This window comes from Algiphilus sp. (assembly GCF_023145115.1).
In the GTDB taxonomy this organism is placed as follows: Bacteria; Pseudomonadota; Gammaproteobacteria; order Nevskiales; family Nevskiaceae; genus Algiphilus.
The window spans coordinates 64,588-82,599 of record NZ_JAGLEJ010000030.1 but is presented as its reverse complement, the minus strand read 5'-3'; the positions used below and the strand labels follow the sequence as shown (position 1 = coordinate 82,599).

The window sequence follows — 18,012 nt, the reverse complement described above, 5'->3', positions numbered from 1 at the left end:
TGGATACAAGACGGGGCTTGCACTCACTCCTGCCGGATGGCCTCGACCTGGATGCGCAGCGTCACGACGCCGGCCTCGCCCTCGCCGTAGGCGCTGTGCTGCATGCCGTACTCGGACCAGTTCATCGTGCCGGTGGCGTCGGCACCGCAGACCTCGACCTTCAGCATCGGATGCGGGATGCAGTTGAAAAGCGTGATGGTCAGCGGCACCTCGCGGGTGATGCCCCGGAAGGTCACCGCGCCGTCGACGCGGGCGGGGCGCCCGTCCTCGAAGACGATGGTGCCTTCATAGCCGGCATCGGGATGGCGCTCGACATCGAACCACTCCGCCGAGCGGGCCTTCTCGTCCATGATGTCGAGACCGAAGCGGATGCTCGCCGGGTCGATGGCGATGTCGACGCTGCCGGTTTCGGCCTCGCGGTCGAGGGTGATCACGCCGCTGCTGCGCGTGAACTTCCCGCGCCAGATCGAGATGCCCATGTGCGGGAAGGCCAGACTCGGGAAGGTGTGCTGCGGGTCGACCCGATAGCGAACCGCCTCGGCTCCGACGGTGCCGGGGAGCACCGCGGCCGCGAGCAGCGCGGCGGCGGCGATGCTCGCAACCCGCGATCCGGCCCGGGGCAGGCGGCCCATCACGCCGCCTCCGTGTCGGCAGGGCCCGGAATCGCCGCCATGTCCATCCACATCAGCTCCCAGATGTGGCCGTCCGGATCGCGGAAGGCGTGCTCGACCATGAAGCCGTGATCTGCGGGGTCGCGGAAGGTGGTGCCCCCCGCCGCGACCGCACGCTGCACGATGCGGTCGACCTCGGCGCGACTGTCGACACCGATGGCGATCAGCACCTCGGTGGCTGCGTGCGCATCGGCCACCGGCTGCGGCGTGAACTGCGCGAACCTGGCGTGCGTCAGCAGCATCACGGAAATGTCGTCGGCCACCGCCATGCAGGCGGCGGTGTCGTCGCAGAAGCGGTCGTCGAAGCCGAAGCCGAGCGACGAGAAGAAGGCCCGGGCGCGCGCGAGATCGGCGACCGGCAGATTGACGAAGATCCTGCGGGGCATGGATGCTCCTGGTCGGTGGATGGTGCGCTCAGGCCTCGACGATGGTCCGGAAGCCGCCCCAGAACATGCGCTTGCCGTCGAAGGGCACGTTCTGCATGTCCATGTCGGCGAGGCGCGGATCCTTCATCACCAGCTCGTTGATGCGGTCGCGTTCCTCGCGCGACGGGTAGGTGATCCAGGCGAAGACCACGGTCTCGTCCTCGCGCAGCAGCACGCTCTGCGGGAAGGAGGTCACCTCGCCGGGCTTGACGTCGTCGGCGACGCACTCGATGTACTCCAGGGCGCCGTGCTCGCGCCACACCTGCGAGGCGAGCTCGGCGAGCTTGCGGTAGTCCTCGACCCTGTTCTTCGGCACCGGTACCACGAAGCCGTCCACGTACTTGCTCATATCGGTTGTCCTCTTCAGTCAGCGGTTCACGATCTCAGGGGCAGCCACAGCGCGATCACACCCTGCCCGGTGGCGGGATCGAAGCGCTCGTCATAGCGCTCGAACAGCGTCGGCGATTCCGGCACGGCCTCGCCCGAGGCCGGCAGCCACTCGCGCCAGATCGCGTCCCAGCTCCGCCGCATGTCGGCGACATGGCCGTGGTGCTCGAAGACCGCGAAGCGGCCGGCCGGCAGCGGGTGCCGGGTCACAGCGTCCGGCAACGACGCGTCCGGTGCCACCTCGACCGCACACAGGTAGGCGATGCCGTCGGCGGGCGCGTGCTCCGGCGGCATCAGCCCGTACAGGGCCGAACCGATGCGACCACCGAACCGGTCCACGGATGCCATGAAGCGCTGCCACTGCACGGCGATGCCTGTCCGTTCCGCGAAGCGGTGGCGCTGCAGATCACCCGCGAACACGCGTCCGGGCTGATGCTCGATGCGTACCGGCTGCATGGCGCGCGCTCTCGATGCCGTTCCGGCCGCCATCATTCCGGTGTCCTGTTGCAGTTGATCATCCACGGCACGCCGAAGCGATCGACGACCATGCCGAAGCGCCGGGCCCAGAACGTCTCCGCCATCGGCATCTCGACCGTACCGCCCTCGGCCAGCACCGCGTACAGGCGCTCGGCTTCCTCCGGTGTGTCGACCGACAGCACGACGTGCATGCCGGTGATGGCGGCGCGCGGCGCTTCGCAGCCGTCGCCGTCGGTACCCATCAGCTCGACGTCACCGAACAGCAGGCTGGCGTGCATGACCTTGTCCTGCATCTCGGGCCCGACCTGATCCGCCGCCGGCCCGTCGCGGAACAGCATCACGCCGTTGCCACGCGCACCCAGCTGCCGCTCGTAGAACGCGAAGGCCTCGGCGCAGCGGCCGCCGAAGTTGAGATAGGGATTGAGCTGCATGATCGATCCTGGTGCGTGCGGGATGGGCGTGACGATGTCCGTGGGTAGTCGCCGCAGCGCGCGGCGAATCGACAGCAGCAGGCGGATATCGCTCAACCACAAAGTTGAATATTGCACGTGCACCCGCTATATTCAACCCAATGGTTATGCAATATGACGCCCGACTCGACGCCGTGTTCCGCGCACTGGCGGACCCCACCCGGCGCGACATGCTGCGCCGCCTCGGCGACGGCGAGCAGAACGTCGGGCAGCTGGCCGCACCGTGTGCGATGTCGCTGGCCGCCGCCTCCAAGCACATCCGCGTGCTGGAGAACGCCGGGCTGGTCGAGCGCCGCGTCGCGGGCCGCACGCACTGGTTCCGCCTGCACGGCGACGCGCTGGCCGAGGCCCACGCCTGGCTGGCCCGCTACGAGGGCTTCTGGACCGGGCGCCTGGATGCGCTGGCGCGCGCGCTCGAAGCACCCGACACCCCCTGATCCCGCACGGAGCCAGCCATGTCCGACCCCGGCCGACTCGATGAAACCGGCACCCTCATCTTCCGCCGGCGCCTGCCCGGCCCCATCGAACGCGTCTGGGCCTTCCTCACCGAGGCCGACAAGCGCGCGCGCTGGCTCGCCGGCGGCGAGATGGAGTTATGGGCAGGCGGTCGCGTCGAGCTGCGCTTCCTGCACGCCGAGCTGACGCCGCATCTCGAGGCCATCCCCGAGCAGCACGCCGAGCTCGTCGACGGTCACGTGATGACCGGACGCATCACCCGCATCGAGCCGCCGCACCTGCTCGCCTTCACCTGGGGCGAGAACGGCGATTCCCCGTCCGAGGTCTGCTTCGAGCTCGGCACCGACGGCGACGAAGTCAGCCTGCTGCTGACCCACCGCCGCCTCGCCGACACCGACGCCACGCGCGTCAGCGTCGCGGCCGGCTGGCACACGCATCTCGACATCCTTGCCGACCGCCTGGCCGGACGCACGCCGCAGCCGTTCTGGTCAACGCACACGCACTACGAGGCCGAGTACACGCAGCGCCTCACCTGGACCGAGGAGAGCCCGCCATGACCCGAAGCATCACGCCCTTTCTCATGTTCGAGGGCACCGCCGAGGCAGCGGTGCGCTTCTACGTGTCGCTGTTCGCCGACTCGGCGATCGTGCGGATGGCGCACTACGCCGCCGGCGAGCCGGGACCCGCCGGCAGCGTCCAGCGCGCCGACTTCCGGCTCGCCGGTCGCGACTTCATCGCCATCGACTCGCCGATGACGCACGACTTCGGCTTCACGCCGTCGCTGTCGCTGTTCGTCGAATGCGCGGACGCGGCCGAGATCGAGAGCGCCTACGCGCAGCTCGGCGCGGGCGGCCGCGAGCGCATGCCGCTGGACGACTACGGCTTCAGCCGCCGCTTCGGCTGGATCGACGACCGCTTCGGCGTGTCCTGGCAGCTCAACCTGCGCTGACGCCGCACACGGTCACTCGGTCCCGTCACCGTCCGCAACGAAGGTCAGCGCAAAGCTCACCGGCACCATGCTGCCGATGGCCTGCAGGCCGGCGACCTTGCGCAGTGCGTCGATGCCCTCCACCAGCGCGAAGCTGCCGGCATCGACCAGCACCGGCTGCTCGCTGGTGACGAACAGACGCGCGTCGTCCAGACGCGTCACGTGCAGGGTCGCCGGCACCCGCTTGCTGGCGCCGTGCAGATCGAGTGCGGCCTCGGTATCGAGCTTGCGCTGCTCGCCGGCCGCGAGACCGTCGACCATGTCCGCATCCACCGCGAGCGTCACGGTGGCACTGGCGAAGCGGCCGGTCTCGAACAGCATCTCGCGCATGCGCTTGTCGCGGATGCCGATGCCGGTCTGCACCGAGTCGAGGCCGATGCTCAGCGTGGCCTCGCCGTCGGCACCGATGGAGCCGCTCAGATCGGGAAATCGGTGCACTTCGGCGATGCTGTTGTTCTTGATCGAGACCACGCTGAGGCTCGATGCATCGGCGTCGAGCGTCCATGACCCGGTCCCGGCGCTGGCGGGCAGCGCCCAGAGCGGGGCGAGCAGCGCGGAGGCGAGCGCGAGTGTCGGAACGAAGCGTTTCATGCGGTTCTCCTTGGGGGCGAATAGCAACCCGGTGATCATGCAAGGACCGGCCCAGCCGACGCGGTACCGGTTCACGGCGTCGCCGCGTGGTCGCATCGTGCGTGCATGGGGATCGTGCCATCCGGGTCGCTGAAGCGCGGATCGCAGACGAAATCCCAGTCGGTAAGACTTTCGAGGAAGGCGAGCAGATCGTCGACCTCGCCCGGCGTCAGCCTGAACCCGACCATCAGCGCGTCCTTGTACGGACTCTGCGAGCCGTCGCCTGCCAGCGGGCCATCGGCCACCACCCGGCCGCTGCGCGCGTAGTGATCCACGATGACCGCGCGCAGGGTCGGGATGGAACCGTCGTGCATGTAGGGCGCGGTAAGCGCGATGTTGCGCAGGGTCGGCGCCCGGAAGCGGCCCATGTCCGAGGCTCTGCCGGTGAACTCGTACAGGCCCTGGTTGCCGCCCGGATAATTGCCCTGCTCCAGCGGATAGCCCGGCCCCGGGCCGGCGATGTTGTAGAGCCCGGTGTTGCGGTACTCGATGCCGTCGAGCACGGTGCCGTCATGCTGCACCGACTGCGCGAAGTTGAAGCCGCCGTGGCAGTGGAAGCATTCCAGACGCTCCGAGAAGAAAAGCGCCTGACCGCGCCACGCCGACTCGCTGATCGCCCCGGGATCGGGATCGACCGGATGCGTGGCGCGGTCGTACGCCGAGCGCCCCGAGATCATGGTCGCGACGAAGGCCGCATAGGCACGCGCCACACGGTCCAGCGTGAACGGATCCGGGTCGTCCGGGAAGGCCGCGAAGAAGGCATCGACGTACGCCGGATCACCGCGCAGCCGGTCCAGCATCGTCTGCTCGCGACCGGCCCAGCCGAGCTCCACCGGGTGCTCGTTGAGCAGCACGTCGATGGCCTGCGCGCGCAGGTCGGTGGTGTTCGGGTTGGCCCAGTTCTGGCGCGCGTTGTAGACCGCGTTGGTCAGGCTCATGGCGTTGCGCGGGTGCGTCTCGCCGGTAGGCCCGACCGCCAGCGCGCGCCGGTCGGTGAAGGCGAAGCGCTGCTCGTGACAGCTGGCGCAGGACCCCTCGCGGTTGACCGAGGTGCGCTCGTCGTAGAACAGCATGCGCCCGAGCTCGACGCGCGCCTCGCTGAGCGGCTCGTCGCCGGGCAGCTCCGGCGGCGGGAAGCCAGCGGGCAGGCGCAGGTCGAAGCCACCCGGCGGCACCGGATCGGGCGGCGCCGCGTCCCCGCCGCCGCCACCGCATGCCGCCGGGAGCACGGCGCCCATCGCGAGGATGGACGCCGTGAACACTCGGAAGCGCATCATCGCACCGTCAGGAACTGCTGCTCCTGCCGCGGAATCGGCTCACCGTTGTAGGTGAAATCGAGCCCGAAGCGGGGCACGATCCCGAGACACTCAGGATCGGTGGTGCCCGACATGCAGCCCGGCGCGCCGGCGGCGTCGCTACCGATATCGGCGTCGGCCAGCACCGGTGCAATATCGGCGACGATGCGCCCGCCTTCCGCAATGACCGTGTAGTCGAGGCAGATCTCGGCCTGGTTGGGCTGCGCGCAGGCACCGTCCGGTGGGGCGGTCGGATCGCCGGTGCCGTTGGTGCAGCCCGTGCTCCCCAGATGCACGAAGAAGTTCTGGCGCGCGCCGTCGGCATCGCCGATGCCGTCGACGCGGACGAACTTGCGGCCACCCAGCCAGGACCACGCCATCGCCGTCGAATTGAGCGGCGTCGGCGCAGTGGCGATGTCGCCGTGATTCCGGTCCGCCGGTACGCCCAGCGTGAAGCAGAGCTGGTCGAAGTCACCGGCCGCTGCGGCGCCGGCCAGCGCCAGCGTGCGCGCCGGGGCCGGGGCGTCGCAGCCCTCGACCAGACCCAGCAGGGCTACGTTGCGGCCATCCTGCTGATGGACCGTGCCGTCGGCGCGCGGCGCCAGCCGCACCGGCGCCACGCCGTCGTTGCCGCGCAGCTCGAGATCGCTGACGTACCAGCGGAAGTCGCGCAGCTCGTAGTTCTGAGCGGTGCTGCCCACGCCCTCGTAGGCCGCGCCGCACATCGCCTGATCACCGTTGACCTCGGCCGCGAAGGCGAGCGCGAGATTCTGCTCGTCGCCGGTGTGCACGTGCATGGCCGCCAGGATGTTGTCAACCAGCCGCGCCTGCTCGGCAGCGGCGTCGGCGAGCTGCGTCATGTCGATGCCGTCGAACCACTCCTCGTAGCGAAGCACCACGGTGAGGTCGAGCTGGCGGTGCTCGGCGTCGAGCGTTACCGGCGCCGAGAACGGCAGCGTGATCCGGCGGGGCTGAGCGGCGGCCTTCGCCTGCACGCAGCTGTGTGCGCTGATGCTGTCGAGCTCGGTGTCCGGCACGCCCACCGTGTCCGGGTAATGGCACGGCGCGACGTTGATGGCCACACCGTCGAGGCTGGTATCGAGCTCGCCGCCGTGCTTCGGCGCCGCGGCCGACCCGGGCTGCAGTGCGACGCGCAGGCCACAGTAGCTTCCCGGCCCGGCAATCAGCGCGCCGAGATCGACCACCCCTTCACCCCCGGCCACCGTGTTGACCGCACCCGCCGGCGGCGAGCCGCCGTGCCCGGCGTGCGCCACGGCCGCGCCCATCGGATTCAGCATGGCGAGCACCCGGCCGACGCCGGCGCTGGCGGTCGGACACGCCTCCAGCGCGATGGGCACCAGATTGACCAGGCCGAGCTGCAGGTCGATGCGCATGCCGTCGGCGCGGCGGAACTGTCGGTAGTCGGCGTGGCCTGCCCCGCCCCCGTCGTGAGACGCGGTGTGCGAGCCCATCGGCGTGGCGCGGAGACTGGCCTCGATGCCCGCCTCGCGTTCGCCGTTGCCGGAACACGCCGCGAGCACGGCGCACGATAGCGCGGCGACCAACGCCGCGCGCAACATTGCATTCGTTTGCATGGAAAATTCCCCGAATCTAGAAGTCGTAGGCGAGCGACAGGCGCAGCGAGGCGTCCTCGTCCTGCGCGCCGTTGAGGTCGTCGAGCACCGGCACCTGCGCGCCTGCGCTGATCGACAGCTCGCCCAGGAAGCGCGCCGCGACACCGGCGTAGAGCGCCGCCAGGGTGCCGCCGGAGTCCGGGTCGGTGACGCCGGAGAAGCGGTTCCTGCCGCTGTGCCGCGCATCGAGCCCGGCCTGCAGCGCCCAGTCCGCGTTGATCGCGTACTGGCCGAGCAGCGAGGCGGTGTAGGCATCGCCGGGCGAGAAGCCCTGATGGCCGTCGCCGTACACGAAGGCGACGCCGCTCACGGTCAGCATCCACGGGAAGCGGTAGTAGCGGTACCAGCCGCCGAGATTGGGCGCGATGGCACCGGCGTCGGGTTGCACGTCGATGTCGAGCCTGCTGCCGCCCTCGCGCACCTGGTCGGTGGTCGGCAGGCGCACGCCGAAGCGCACCCCGGCCAGGTGGCGGACCACCGGCTCGCCGCTGCGATGCAGGACCCACCAGCCGATGAGATCGATGTTGCCGAAGCCCTCGGCTTCCTGCGAGGCGAGATTGCCGTCGTCGAGGGTCTTGCGCACCCACGGCAGCTGTGCGGCCACGGTGAGATCGTCGCTGACCGCGTAGGACAGACCGATGGTGCTGCGCAGCTCCTCGGTCTCGCGCGCGTTCAGGCCGGCGCCCTGGGTCTCGCTGCGCGCCAGCAGGTCGAAGGCCGTGCGCAGGCGTCCGGCGTAGGGTTTCTCGGCGCCCAGCAGCGTGATGCTGTAGTCACCGCACTTGCAGGTCGAACAGGCCAGTGCCGCGGGCGGCGCCAGCACGAGAAGAAGCCCGGCGAGCAACGCCGGCTTCCGGAATCGGTACCACATGGTTGTCGCTCCCCTGGCCGCGGATGCGCGGCCCCGAGTGATGAGGCGGCGCCCTCGGGCGCCGGCTACGAATCGCTCAGGCGGGAATCGGGGGTGCGCGCGACGGCGGCCGCAGCGCGCGCGGCGCTGCCGGTATCGTGCCGCCGGCGATGGTCGCAGCGGGTGGCGCAAGCGACGGCCGGACCCCTTCGATGGCGACATCCGCGCTCGGCGCCGCGGCGGCGTGTGCTGTCGCGCAGGCGCTGCACTGGGGCAGCTCGGCGATGAGCCGGGCGGCATCATCCTGCGCACCGGCAGCTTGACCGTCGCGCACCGACGCGGCCAGCGCCACCGCGCCGGTGCCGCACCACGCGAAGGCGAGCGGATCGCCGGCCCGCTGCGCATAGGTCAGCGCGTGCGCCGACGGCAGCAGCAGCTGGCAGAGCATCGCGATGATGCCCAGCCACACGAATACGGGTCCGGGACGGCGCATCAGCCGATTATTCCAGAAGCCCGGCCGGGTGGCGACCGCACGCGCCGCCGACCCGCTGCGCCATGATCAGCCGGGCACATCGAGCTGCCGAATGGGCCGGACCTCGATGCTGCCGACACGCGCCGAGGGCACCCGCGCCGCGATCGCCAGTGCCTCGTCGCGGGACGCGGCCTCGATCAGCCAGAAGCCGGCGAGCTGCTCCTTGGTCTCGGCGAAAGGGCCGTCGGTCACCGAGACCCTGCCGCCGCGTACCCGCACCGTCGCCGCGGTCGCTACCGGCTGCAGCGCCTCGCCGGCAATCCACTGACCGGCATCGCGCAGCGACGCGTCGAAGACGGCACACTCGCTGTCCTCCGGACTCTCCGGCAGCCCGTGCAGGTCGGCCTCGCTGCTGTACACCAGACAGAGATACTTCATGGCTTGCTCGCGGCGTCGCATGGTCGGCCGATATCGTAGCGCGACCTGGTCATGCCCCCGGCGTCGACGACGGCGGTCGCTCCCATCTCAGACCGCGGCCGCGTGCGTCGGCGCCATCAGCTCGCGCGTGGGGCGGATCTCGATGCTGCCGACGCGCGCTGACGGAATGCGCGACGCCACCTGGATGGCATCGTTGAGATCGCGTGCCTCGATCAGGATGAAGCCGGCGAGCTGCTCCTTGGTCTCGGCGAAGGGACCGTCGGTCACCGAGACGCGCCCGTTGCGCATGCGCACGGTGGTGGCGGCGCTCACCGGCTGCAGGGCCTGGCCGAGCAGGAAGTGGCCGCTGGCCTTCAGGGCTTCATCGTTCGCCGCGCACTCGCCGTCGCGCGGGCTGTCGGACTGCGTCTGCAGCGCAGACTCGGCGGCGTAGACCAGGCAGAGATACTTCATGGTGCGTTCCTCGCGAAGCGGTGCTCACCCTCTGATCGTCCGGCAGTGCCGGATATCGACAGCCGGTCCTCGACGATGGTGTCCCGATCGACCCGCGCCCCGCGTCCACCCGCCGGGAGCAGCGGCGGCCGAGCGGTGCGAAGCGCGCTGAAGTCGATGACCTGGCCGCAGCGCCGGCGGCGCCCTATGGTGCGGACATGAAGCAGGCTTCCGTCGCCGATGATGCAGCCCTTGCCGCCTATCTGGGGCAGTGGGTCGACGTGGCCCCCGAGGAAGCGCGCGCCCTGCGTGCCTACGCGCGGCGCTGCACCTGGGAGCGCGGCGCCACGCTGTTCCCGCTCGGCGGCGAGGCCGACGACCTGATCCTGCTCACCGAAGGAGTGGTACGCAGCTTCTATCTGCACGACGACCGCGAGGTCAATCTGCGCCTGCTGTGCGCGCCCGCCGCGGCGCTGCCCTACAACAGCTTCCTGCTCGGCACCACCGCCGACGAGGCGCTGCAGGCACCGTCTCCGGGTACCGGCTATCGGGTGCGCTTCCGCGCCTTCTGCCGCGAACGGCCCGGGCTGCTCGCCGAGGCCGTGCGCCGCGAGCTCGCCGAGCGCCACTTCATCGCGCTGCAGCGACGCCTGCGCATGCTGCAGGCGCGCACCGCCGCGCAGCGCTACGCCTACTTCCGTGCCCACATGCCGCCCGAGATCGTCGCCGGCACGCCGGCCTACCACGTGGCCTCCTATCTGGGCATCACGCCCGAATCGTTGAGTCGGGTGAAGGCCGATCTTGAGAAATGTCAAGGAAACGCCGATCCGCCTCCGGCAGACTGACCGGCAACGGATCGATCGCGGGGGAGACGCCATGATCGGCTACGCGGTAAGCGGACTTCTGGTGCTGATCGGCACCATCAACCTGATCCCGGCGGCGGGCCTGCTGTCGCCGGAACGCCTGCGCGTGCTCTACGGCGTCGCGCCCGATGCCCCGGACCTGATCCTGCTCCTCCGCCATCGTGCGCTGCTGTTCGCGCTGCTCGGCGGCTTCATCGTGCTGGCCGCGTTCCGCCCCGCGCTGCAGCCACTCGCCTTCCTGGTCGCACTGGTGTCGATGGGCGGCTTCCTGCTGCTCGCCGCCGGTGGTGATCACGGCGCATCCATCGCGCGTGTGGTGCGCGCCGACGTGGCGGGCCTGTTGCTGCTCGCCACCGCCTTCCTGCTGCACAACCTGCGTCCCGACTGAGGGAGCCGAGCCGTGTTGAAGATGAAGCCCGCCTGCGAGCGCTGCGCCACCCATCTGGGCTGGCACGACGCCGCCCGCATCTGCTCCTTCGAGTGCACCTTCTGCCCGGCATGTGCCACGGCGATGGAGAGCGTCTGCCCCAACTGCGCGGGACCACTGGTCACGAGGCCGGTGCGCGAACGCGCGCCGCTGCCGGTGGCCGCGGGCCTCATCCGCCGGCGCCTGGGGATCGGCGGGCGCGGCACGCCGCGCTGATCCGGGAGACCACCGCATGATGAGGATCCACGGATTCCGCGGCTCCGGGAACTGCTACAAGGTCGAGCTGGCGCTGCGACTGCTCGGCCTGGAGTACGAATGGATCGAGCACGACATCCTGGCGGGAGCCACCCGGACCGATGCCTTTCTCGCCGTCAATCCCAACGGCCGCATCCCGGTGCTCGAGCTGGCGGACGGTCGCGTACTGCCCGAGTCCAACGCCATCCTCTGCTACCTCGCCGACGATACCCCGCTGATGCCGGAGGATCGCTTCCGGCGCGCGCAGGTGCTGCAGTGGCTGTTCTTCGAGCAGTACAGCCACGAACCCCACATCGCCGTGGCGCGCTTCATCCACCGCTACCTGGGCAACCCACCCGGGCAGGCCGAGCGCGCGCAGCGCTGCGTGGAACCCGGCTACGCCGCGCTCGGCGTCATGGAGCAGCACCTGGCGGCGCGCCGGTACTTCGTGGGCGAGGCCTACAGCATCGCCGACATCGCGCTCTACGCGTACACCCATGTCGCCCACGAGGGCGGGTTCTCGCTCGACCACTACCCGGCGGTGCGCGCCTGGCTGGACCGGGTGGCGAGCCGACCCGGCCACATCCCGATGGAGGGGCCCCGCAATGCCTGACGACACTCGCGCACAGACGACCGCGGAACCGCTGCTGACCCGCTTCCCGCCACCCGGGGGCCCGCCGGCCGGCCGCGTTCTGGTGCTTCCGGCGCTGGGTGTGCCGGCACGGTTCTACGGCCGACTGGCCGAGCAGCTCGCCGCACGCGGACTGGAGGTTGCGGTGCTCGAGCTGCGCGGCACCGGGGAGAGTCCGCTGACACCCGCGCGACACTGCGATTTCGGCTTCCGCGAACTCCTCGACGAGGACATACCGGCGGCGCTGCGCACGCTGCGCGCAGCGCGCGACGGGCTGCCGCTCTGGATGCTGGGCCACAGCCTGGGCGGGCATCTTGCCGTGATCACGGCCGGCCGCATGCCCGACGAGATCGACGGCCTCATGCTGGTGGCCTGCGGATCGCCATGGCGTGGCGCCTACGCCGGCGCCACGCGCCGCAGGCTCGACGCGATCTGCGCGCTGATTCCGGTCTGCAACGCGCTCCTCGGGTACTACCCCGGTCACCGACTGGGATTCGGAGGCCGGCAGCCGCGCACGATCATGCGCGACTGGCGCGCCCTGGCGCGCAGCAACCGCTACGCCGCCGCGGGCATCCGCGAGGATCTGGAAGCCGGACTCGCGCGCTTCGCGGGCCCCGTGCTCAGCCTGCGCATGGCCGACGATGACTTCGCGCCGCAAGCCGCCACGCGCGCCGTCACCGCAAAGCTTCCGGCAGCCTCGCTCACCGAGGCGGTGCTCGATGGTGCCGCCCTGGGCACCGCCGCCGACCATTTCCGCTGGGCGCGGCAGCCCGATGCCGTGGTGACCCGCATCGCGGAATGGATGCAGAAGGCCGGAGCGGCGTCGTGAGCGCGTTCGGCGAGAGCCAGATGCTGTTCGCGGGCACGCTGCTGTTCCTGCTCGGCCTGCTCACCGGCGTGGCGATACCGGCGCTGCGCAACAAGCGCATGGGGCTGTCGGCGCATCTGGTCGGCGTGCAGCACGGCATCGTGCTGTGGGTGGTGGGCCTCATCCAGGCGCGGCTGACGCCGTCACCAACGCTCGACGCGTGGATGACCTGGTCGCTGGTGCTCGGCCTCTACGGGCTATGGCTGGCGATGCTGCTGGCCGCCATCTGGGGCGCCAGCCGGGCGCTGCCCATGGCCGGTGCCGGCTTCTCGGCATCGAAGGCGCGCGAGCTGGTCGTGGGAGCGCTGGTCTACGGTCCGGCCGCGCTCATCATCGCCGGCACCACACTGCTGCTGGCCCGGCTCTGGTAGCGCGACGCTAGAAGCGGTACGCCACGCTGCCCACCACCGTGCGCCGGGCGCCGTAAAAGCAGTCGCCGCGCTCCAGGCACACCGCCAGCACGGTCTCGTCCTCGAGGTTGCTGGCGTTGACGGCGACGCGCCAGTGCGTCGACTCGAAGGCCGCCATGGCATCGAACAGGGTCGTGGACGGGACTTCCACGGTGCGGCTCTGGTCGGGAATGGCCGCCGTGTAGCGCAGGCCGGCGCCGATCGAGAAACCGGGCACCCCGAACAGGCCGAAGCGCAGCCGCCCGAACAGCGACGCCTGATCGTCGGCGACGGCGGACAGCGGCTTGCGGCCGGCACCCTCCGCGTTGGGCCCCTCGTCGCTGTAGGCATCGACGAAGCGCGTGTAGGCGGCGATCAGATCGAGCCGCTCGCGCCACGTGCTGGTGGCCTCGAACTCGAAGCCGCGGATGCGCGCCTCGCCGAGCTGGACCTGCACGGCCGGATCCGGTCCGGGAGCCAGGCGGTTCTCTTCCTCGATGTCGAACCAGGCCGCGGTGAGCAGCGTCCCCGCATCCCGCGACTGGTATTTCAGACCGGCCTCGAACTGCCGGCCGATGACCGGTTCGAAGGGCTCGCCCTCGCCGTCGTAGTCCGCGACCGGCTCGAAGGACTCGGCATAGCTGACATAGGGCGCGAAGCCGGCATCGAAGTGATAGAGCAGGCCGCCGCGCAGCGAGGTCTCTTCATTTTCGATGTCGGGGTTGCCCGCCTCCTCCGAGGACGCGGTATCGAAGCGGACGCCGGCCAGCGCCACCAGATGCTCGCCGATGCGCATCTGGTTCTGCAGGTAGTAGCCGGTCTGGCGTGTGGTGAGCTCGGGCCGGGCGGTCACCTCGGGGGCGATGAAATCGCCGTACTCGGGCTCGTAGAGATCGAACAGGCCCTGCGCAACGATGCGCAGCGGCGGGAGCCGGCCCTCCTGCTGCGTGGTCTCCACATGGGTGATGTCGACGCCGGCGAGCAGCAGGTTCGCCACCGCCCCCCAACGCCAGCGGCCGGTGACGCGCTGGTCGGCGGTCACCGCGTGCACGTCCGGCTCGTCGATGTAGCTGACGCGCAGCACCGAGTCGCGCCGGAGCGGGTTCAGCAGGTAGGGATCGCCGGTGTAGATGTTCGGGAACATCGAGCGGTAGACCGCGCCACTGTCCGAGTAGCGCGCGTTCTGATGGAAGGTCCAGTGCGCGCCCAGGTCGATCTCCAGCAGCGAGGTCACCGCCTTCTGCTCGGTGTCGTAGCGGTCGAATCCGGGCTCGCTGACGAAGCGGCTGGTGGGAATCCGCCCGTTGCGGTTGGGCAGCACCGTGCCCTCCCACGGCAGGAAGGCGGTCGACGAGCCGCTCTCGTCCTCCTGGAAATGGCCCAGCACCGTCCATCGCAGCCAGTCGGTGGGGGCCCAGCGGACCGACGGCGCGACGAACCAGCGATCGGCGTCGACGAAGTCGACCTGGGTCCCGGACTGCCGGACCAGCGCCACCAGCCGATAGGCGAGGTTGCCGCTTTCCGTCAACGGACCGGTCGAATCCAGCGCGATCTGGCGGCGCTGGTAGCTGCCGACCTCGGCGCGCAGCTCGTGCGCCGCTTCCAGCCGGGGCCGCTTGCTGGTGAGATCGACCATGCCGCCGCTCGGCCCCTGGCCGTAGAGCACCGACGACGGCCCGCGCACGATGGTCACGCGCTCCAGCGCGTAGACATCCGGACGCACGTTGTTGTACGAGCCGAACAGCGAACGCAGCCCGTCCTGGTACTGCGCGAACTGGGTGCCGCGGATGATCGCGAAGTCGCCGCGCGTGTCGAAGCCGTAGGCGTCGGAGCGCACGCCGGCGCTGTAGCGCAGCGCGTCCTGCACGCTGAGCGCGCCGAGATCCTGCAGGCGTTCTGACGAGAGCACCGACACCGCCTGCGGCGTCTCGATGAGCGGTGTGTCGGTCTTGGTGGCGGCCCGGGCGCTGTCGGCCGTGTAGCGCGGCGCGGCGATGGCCTCGCCCTCGACGGTGAGATCGCCGAGCTCCAGCGGTTCGCGCTCTCCGTCCTCCACCGACTCGACCGGAATGGTCTCGACCGTACCCTCGGTCGGCTGCGCGTGCAGCCACGGCGACAGCGCGCCGAGCGCAAGCATCAGGGCCGCACCGGCCTCGCCGCGCGCCCGCCCCTGGAAGGCGCGACGCCGGATACGCACCAACTCGCTGACCAACCCCATGCGATATCCCCCTGACGCCATTCATGGCGGACATGCAATCGCGAACACGATTGCTTCTCACGCGTTATTGTATCTCGACAACTCAAGCAGGGCCGCGGCGCGGCCGTATCGGGATCGCATGCACACCTCCCCCTCGTCCGCTCACGCGCGCAAAGTTCGAAACCGCCTCGCGCTGGCCGTCATCGCGCTAGGCACCGCGACCGCGGCGGGTCCGGCAGCGGCCCGCGCCGACGACGCCGTCACGGTGGCGGTCGACCTCCCCGCCCAGCCGCTGGCGGCATCGCTCGACGCGGTGGCGGACGACGCCGGACTGGCGCTGGAAACCGGCAGCGTGTCGCTGTCCGGCGCGCAGGCGCCCGCCATCACCGGCAGCTATCCGCTGGACACGGTGCTGGACCGCCTGCTCGCCGGCAGCGGGCTGGTGGCGACGCACGATGGCGACCGCATCCGCGTCACCGGGATGGTGCCGGTCGCGTCGGCGGACGGCGACGGCGATGACGCGGCGGCCGATCCGGTCGCGCTGGAGCCGGTCATGGTCACCGGCGAGAAGCTGGTGCGCCGGCTCGAGGACACCGCCACCAGCGTGCAGGTCATCGATGCCTACGAGATCGAATCGTCGTCGATGACCGATGCCTACGATGCCTTCCAGCGCACGGCCAACGTCAATCTCGACGTCGGAGGGCTGGGGCGGGTGGGTGGCTTCGCCATCCGCGGCATCAGCTACAACGGCGTCACGCCGCAGAGCTTCGCGTCCAGCACCCCGCTGGCCAGCATCTTCGTCGACGGCGTGCCGGTCTCCAGCGCCGGCGCACTGGCCGGGCCGCTGGATTTCTGGGACATCGACTCGGTCGAGATCCTGCGCGGCCCGCAGTCCACCAGCCAGGGACAGAGCGCGCTGGCCGGCGCCGTCATGCTGCAGACCCGCGACCCGGGCGAGCGCTTCGACGCCCGTTTCCGCGCCCGCCGCGGCACCGACACCGCCGAGGACTACGCCGCCGCGCTGGGCGGCCCGCTGGGCGCCGGCTTCGGCGGCCGGCTGTCCTTCCGCAGCTTCAGCACCGATGGCCCCACCCGCAACACCACGCGCAACGAGCCCGCCGACTTTCGCGACCGCTATAACGCCCGCGCCAAGCTCGGCTGGCAGGCCGAGGACCCCGAGCGCGCATCGATCATGCTGAGCGTGAGCCGCGCCGACGCCGAGCTCGGCCAGGCCCAGCTCACCGGCGACCCGGAGGCGCGCGAGAGCACCGCCAACGACCCCGAGTACGTCGACACGCGCAGCGACCTCGCCAGCCTGCGCGCGGACTTCGGTCTGTCCGAGCACTGGAAGCTGACCAGCATCACCGGCTTCACCACCACCGACCTGCATCGCCACGACGACTACAACGCCTCGGCCGTCGAGGACGGCACCATCGAGAACATCAACGACGACCGCACGCTCACCCAGGAGCTGCGCGCCGGCTTCGGCGGTGTGTCGCTGCTGTCGCGCCCGCTGCGCGGCGTGGTCGGCATGTTCGCGTCCGAGCGCATCAACGACAGCGCGCTCCGCGTCACCGATGGCAACGTCACCGGCGGTCAGCCCGTCGATGTCTTCCTGGACATCGACACGCAGGTCGATCAGAGCCGCGAGGGCGCGGCCGTCTTCGGCGAGACCGAATGGACCTTCGCGCCCCGATGGACGCTGATCAGCGGCATCCGCTTCGACTACGAGACGCTGGACTACGCCTATGTGTCGGACGTCAGCGTGTCGCTGCGGCGCGACGGCCCGGGGCTGGCCGACGAGCTGCTTGAGCAGGTGCTCGGCTCGCTCGCCGGCCTGCCCGCCGACGCCGACGGCGCCGGCAACGCCGACTCCAGCGCCGTGCTGCCCAAGCTCGGGCTGCGCTACGCCTTCAGCGACGACGCCAGCGTCGGCGCCACCGTGCAGCGCGCCTACCGCGCCGGCGGCGTGTCGGTGAACTTCGTGCGCGGCACCTTCAACGCCTTCGACCCCGAGACCACCACCACCGGCGAGCTCTTCCTGCGCCTGGCGCTCTTCGACCGGCGCCTGCGGCTGCGCGCCAACCTCTACTACACCGACTGGCGCGATCAGCAGGTCTCGGTGCAGCTCTCCGACGACCCCAACGACACCCGCACCGAGAACGCCGGCGCCTCGCATCTCTACGGCGGCGAGCTGGAGGCGGACTTCCGGCTGCTGGCCGGCCTGCGCGGCTTCGTCTCGCTGGGCTACGCCCACACCGAGTTCGATGACTTCCAGGCCGCCGGCAGCGACTACCGCAACAACGACTTCCCCAGCGCACCCGAGCGCCAGGGCGCGGTCGGCCTGACCTGGGAGCCCGGGCTGCGCGGTCCCTATGCGCAGGTCGATCTCAACTACCAGTCGAACAGCTTCCGGCAGCCGGACAACGACCCCGGGCAGACCGCCGACGCCTACGCGCTGCTCAACGCGCGCATGGGCTGGCGCTTTCGCAACATGGAGGTCTACGTGCTCGGCCGCAACCTGCTCGACCGCTTCTACCTGACGCAGCGCGCCTTCGGTCTCTTCCAGGCCGGCGACCCGCGCACGCTGTACGCCGGCATCGACTGGCGCTGGGACTGAGAGGGTGTCTGCAGAACGACTGCGCTCGGCATCACTGACCCTGCTCCGGGGCGGCCCCGCGCGCCTGCATGGCGGGCATCGCCGCCACATCGTCGCTGTCGGGGCGCTGCTGCTGGCGATCCTGCACGCGGCTGCGGTTCAGGCGACAGGTGACCATG

The 18,012-nt window shown here is 70.5% G+C and carries 24 protein-coding genes; 10 read left to right on the top strand and 14 right to left on the bottom strand.

Annotated elements, in window-relative coordinates:
- Window positions 1-23: 23 nt before the first annotated feature.
- From KAH28_RS10165 to KAH28_RS10145, 5 genes are read right to left on the bottom strand one after another with little or no spacing between them, the layout of a single operon-like run.
- Window positions 24-632 carry a YceI family protein gene (locus tag KAH28_RS10165; protein ID WP_290576245.1) on the bottom strand — a complete coding sequence of 203 codons (609 nt, stop codon included), beginning with the start codon at window positions 630-632 and terminating at the stop codon, window positions 24-26.
- Complete coding sequence (locus tag KAH28_RS10160; protein ID WP_290576243.1) at window positions 632-1,057, bottom strand: VOC family protein; 426 nt, start codon at window positions 1,055-1,057, stop codon at window positions 632-634. Before KAH28_RS10160 ends, KAH28_RS10165 begins: the two co-directional genes overlap by 1 nt.
- A gap of 28 nt (window positions 1,058-1,085) precedes the next feature.
- Window positions 1,086-1,445: a DUF1428 domain-containing protein gene (locus KAH28_RS10155; RefSeq protein WP_290576241.1), complete on the bottom strand. Its 360-nt coding sequence runs from the start codon at window positions 1,443-1,445 to the stop codon at window positions 1,086-1,088.
- A 26-nt stretch (window positions 1,446-1,471) separates the two neighbouring features.
- A complete protein-coding gene (locus KAH28_RS10150; RefSeq protein ID WP_290576239.1) occupies window positions 1,472-1,975 on the bottom strand; it encodes a GyrI-like domain-containing protein in 504 nt (167 codons plus the stop codon).
- Window positions 1,972-2,391, bottom strand: coding sequence for a VOC family protein (locus tag KAH28_RS10145; protein WP_290576237.1), 420 nt, complete (start codon window positions 2,389-2,391; stop codon window positions 1,972-1,974). Before KAH28_RS10145 ends, KAH28_RS10150 begins: the two co-directional genes overlap by 4 nt.
- A gap of 140 nt (window positions 2,392-2,531) precedes the next feature.
- On the opposite strand from KAH28_RS10145, the gene KAH28_RS10140 reads away from it, so the two are divergent.
- The 3 genes from KAH28_RS10140 to KAH28_RS10130 are packed head-to-tail and all read left to right on the top strand — an operon-like array spanning window position 2,532 to window position 3,835.
- The gene (locus KAH28_RS10140) at window positions 2,532-2,867 is read left to right on the top strand and encodes a metalloregulator ArsR/SmtB family transcription factor (protein WP_366918163.1); all 336 of its coding nucleotides are present in this window, start codon (window positions 2,532-2,534) and stop codon (window positions 2,865-2,867) included.
- A gap of 18 nt (window positions 2,868-2,885) precedes the next feature.
- Complete coding sequence (locus KAH28_RS10135; protein WP_290576233.1) at window positions 2,886-3,443, top strand: SRPBCC family protein; 558 nt, start codon at window positions 2,886-2,888, stop codon at window positions 3,441-3,443.
- On the top strand, window positions 3,440-3,835 hold the full coding sequence (locus tag KAH28_RS10130; RefSeq protein WP_290576231.1) for a VOC family protein: 396 nt from the start codon (window positions 3,440-3,442) through the stop codon (window positions 3,833-3,835). The genes KAH28_RS10135 and KAH28_RS10130 overlap by 4 nt, the downstream gene beginning before the upstream one ends.
- 12 nt (window positions 3,836-3,847) lie before the next feature.
- Here the strand turns inward: KAH28_RS10130 and KAH28_RS10125 are convergent, their stop codons facing one another.
- The 7 genes from KAH28_RS10125 to KAH28_RS10095 form a co-directional block, all read right to left on the bottom strand.
- Window positions 3,848-4,465, bottom strand: a complete 618-nt coding sequence (locus tag KAH28_RS10125; protein WP_290576229.1) for a YceI family protein — start codon at window positions 4,463-4,465, stop codon at window positions 3,848-3,850.
- 71 nt (window positions 4,466-4,536) lie between these two features.
- Window positions 4,537-5,778 (bottom strand): MbnH family di-heme enzyme, encoded by a 1,242-nt coding sequence (locus tag KAH28_RS10120; RefSeq protein WP_366918166.1) that lies wholly within the window; start codon window positions 5,776-5,778, stop codon window positions 4,537-4,539.
- Window positions 5,778-7,394: an MbnP family copper-binding protein gene (locus tag KAH28_RS10115; protein ID WP_290576225.1), complete on the bottom strand. Its 1,617-nt coding sequence runs from the start codon at window positions 7,392-7,394 to the stop codon at window positions 5,778-5,780. The genes KAH28_RS10120 and KAH28_RS10115 overlap by 1 nt, the downstream gene beginning before the upstream one ends.
- Window positions 7,395-7,410: 16 nt before the next feature.
- Window positions 7,411-8,304, bottom strand: a complete 894-nt coding sequence (locus tag KAH28_RS10110) for a hypothetical protein (protein ID WP_290576223.1) — start codon at window positions 8,302-8,304, stop codon at window positions 7,411-7,413.
- Window positions 8,305-8,380: 76 nt separating this feature from the next.
- Complete coding sequence (locus KAH28_RS10105; RefSeq protein ID WP_290576221.1) at window positions 8,381-8,776, bottom strand: DUF2946 family protein; 396 nt, start codon at window positions 8,774-8,776, stop codon at window positions 8,381-8,383.
- Between the two features lie 66 nt (window positions 8,777-8,842).
- Window positions 8,843-9,193, bottom strand: a complete 351-nt coding sequence (locus KAH28_RS10100) for a YciI family protein (RefSeq protein WP_290576219.1) — start codon at window positions 9,191-9,193, stop codon at window positions 8,843-8,845.
- A gap of 87 nt (window positions 9,194-9,280) precedes the next feature.
- Window positions 9,281-9,646, bottom strand: coding sequence for a YciI family protein (locus tag KAH28_RS10095; protein ID WP_290576218.1), 366 nt, complete (start codon window positions 9,644-9,646; stop codon window positions 9,281-9,283).
- Window positions 9,647-9,843: 197 nt separating this feature from the next.
- Between KAH28_RS10095 and KAH28_RS10090 the strand changes: the two genes are divergently transcribed.
- Genes KAH28_RS10090 through KAH28_RS10065 form a run of 6 tightly spaced genes read left to right on the top strand, consistent with a single transcriptional unit; the run spans window position 9,844 to window position 13,019 of the window.
- On the top strand, window positions 9,844-10,470 hold the full coding sequence (locus KAH28_RS10090; protein WP_290576217.1) for a Crp/Fnr family transcriptional regulator: 627 nt from the start codon (window positions 9,844-9,846) through the stop codon (window positions 10,468-10,470).
- 31 nt (window positions 10,471-10,501) lie between these two features.
- Window positions 10,502-10,876: a hypothetical protein gene (locus KAH28_RS10085; protein WP_290576215.1), complete on the top strand. Its 375-nt coding sequence runs from the start codon at window positions 10,502-10,504 to the stop codon at window positions 10,874-10,876.
- 21 nt (window positions 10,877-10,897) lie between these two features.
- Window positions 10,898-11,131, top strand: a complete 234-nt coding sequence (locus KAH28_RS10080) for a DUF1272 domain-containing protein (RefSeq protein WP_290576351.1) — start codon at window positions 10,898-10,900, stop codon at window positions 11,129-11,131.
- 16 nt (window positions 11,132-11,147) lie between these two features.
- On the top strand, window positions 11,148-11,762 hold the full coding sequence (locus tag KAH28_RS10075) for a glutathione S-transferase family protein (protein WP_290576214.1): 615 nt from the start codon (window positions 11,148-11,150) through the stop codon (window positions 11,760-11,762).
- Entirely contained in the window at window positions 11,755-12,609 is an 855-nt protein-coding gene (locus KAH28_RS10070; protein WP_290576212.1) for an alpha/beta fold hydrolase, read from the top strand. The genes KAH28_RS10075 and KAH28_RS10070 overlap by 8 nt, the downstream gene beginning before the upstream one ends.
- Window positions 12,606-13,019: a hypothetical protein gene (locus KAH28_RS10065; protein WP_290576210.1), complete on the top strand. Its 414-nt coding sequence runs from the start codon at window positions 12,606-12,608 to the stop codon at window positions 13,017-13,019. The genes KAH28_RS10070 and KAH28_RS10065 overlap by 4 nt, the downstream gene beginning before the upstream one ends.
- Window positions 13,020-13,026: 7 nt before the next feature.
- Here the strand turns inward: KAH28_RS10065 and KAH28_RS10060 are convergent, their stop codons facing one another.
- Complete coding sequence (locus KAH28_RS10060; protein ID WP_290576208.1) at window positions 13,027-15,255, bottom strand: TonB-dependent siderophore receptor; 2,229 nt, start codon at window positions 15,253-15,255, stop codon at window positions 13,027-13,029.
- 118 nt (window positions 15,256-15,373) lie between these two features.
- On the opposite strand from KAH28_RS10060, the gene KAH28_RS10055 reads away from it, so the two are divergent.
- Window positions 15,374-17,854: a TonB-dependent receptor gene (locus KAH28_RS10055; RefSeq protein ID WP_290576206.1), complete on the top strand. Its 2,481-nt coding sequence runs from the start codon at window positions 15,374-15,376 to the stop codon at window positions 17,852-17,854.
- A gap of 31 nt (window positions 17,855-17,885) precedes the next feature.
- Here KAH28_RS10055 and KAH28_RS10050 read toward each other — a convergent pair whose 3' ends face one another.
- Window positions 17,886-18,011, bottom strand: coding sequence for a hypothetical protein (locus KAH28_RS10050; RefSeq protein ID WP_290576204.1), 126 nt, complete (start codon window positions 18,009-18,011; stop codon window positions 17,886-17,888).
- Window position 18,012: the final 1 nt, after the last annotated feature.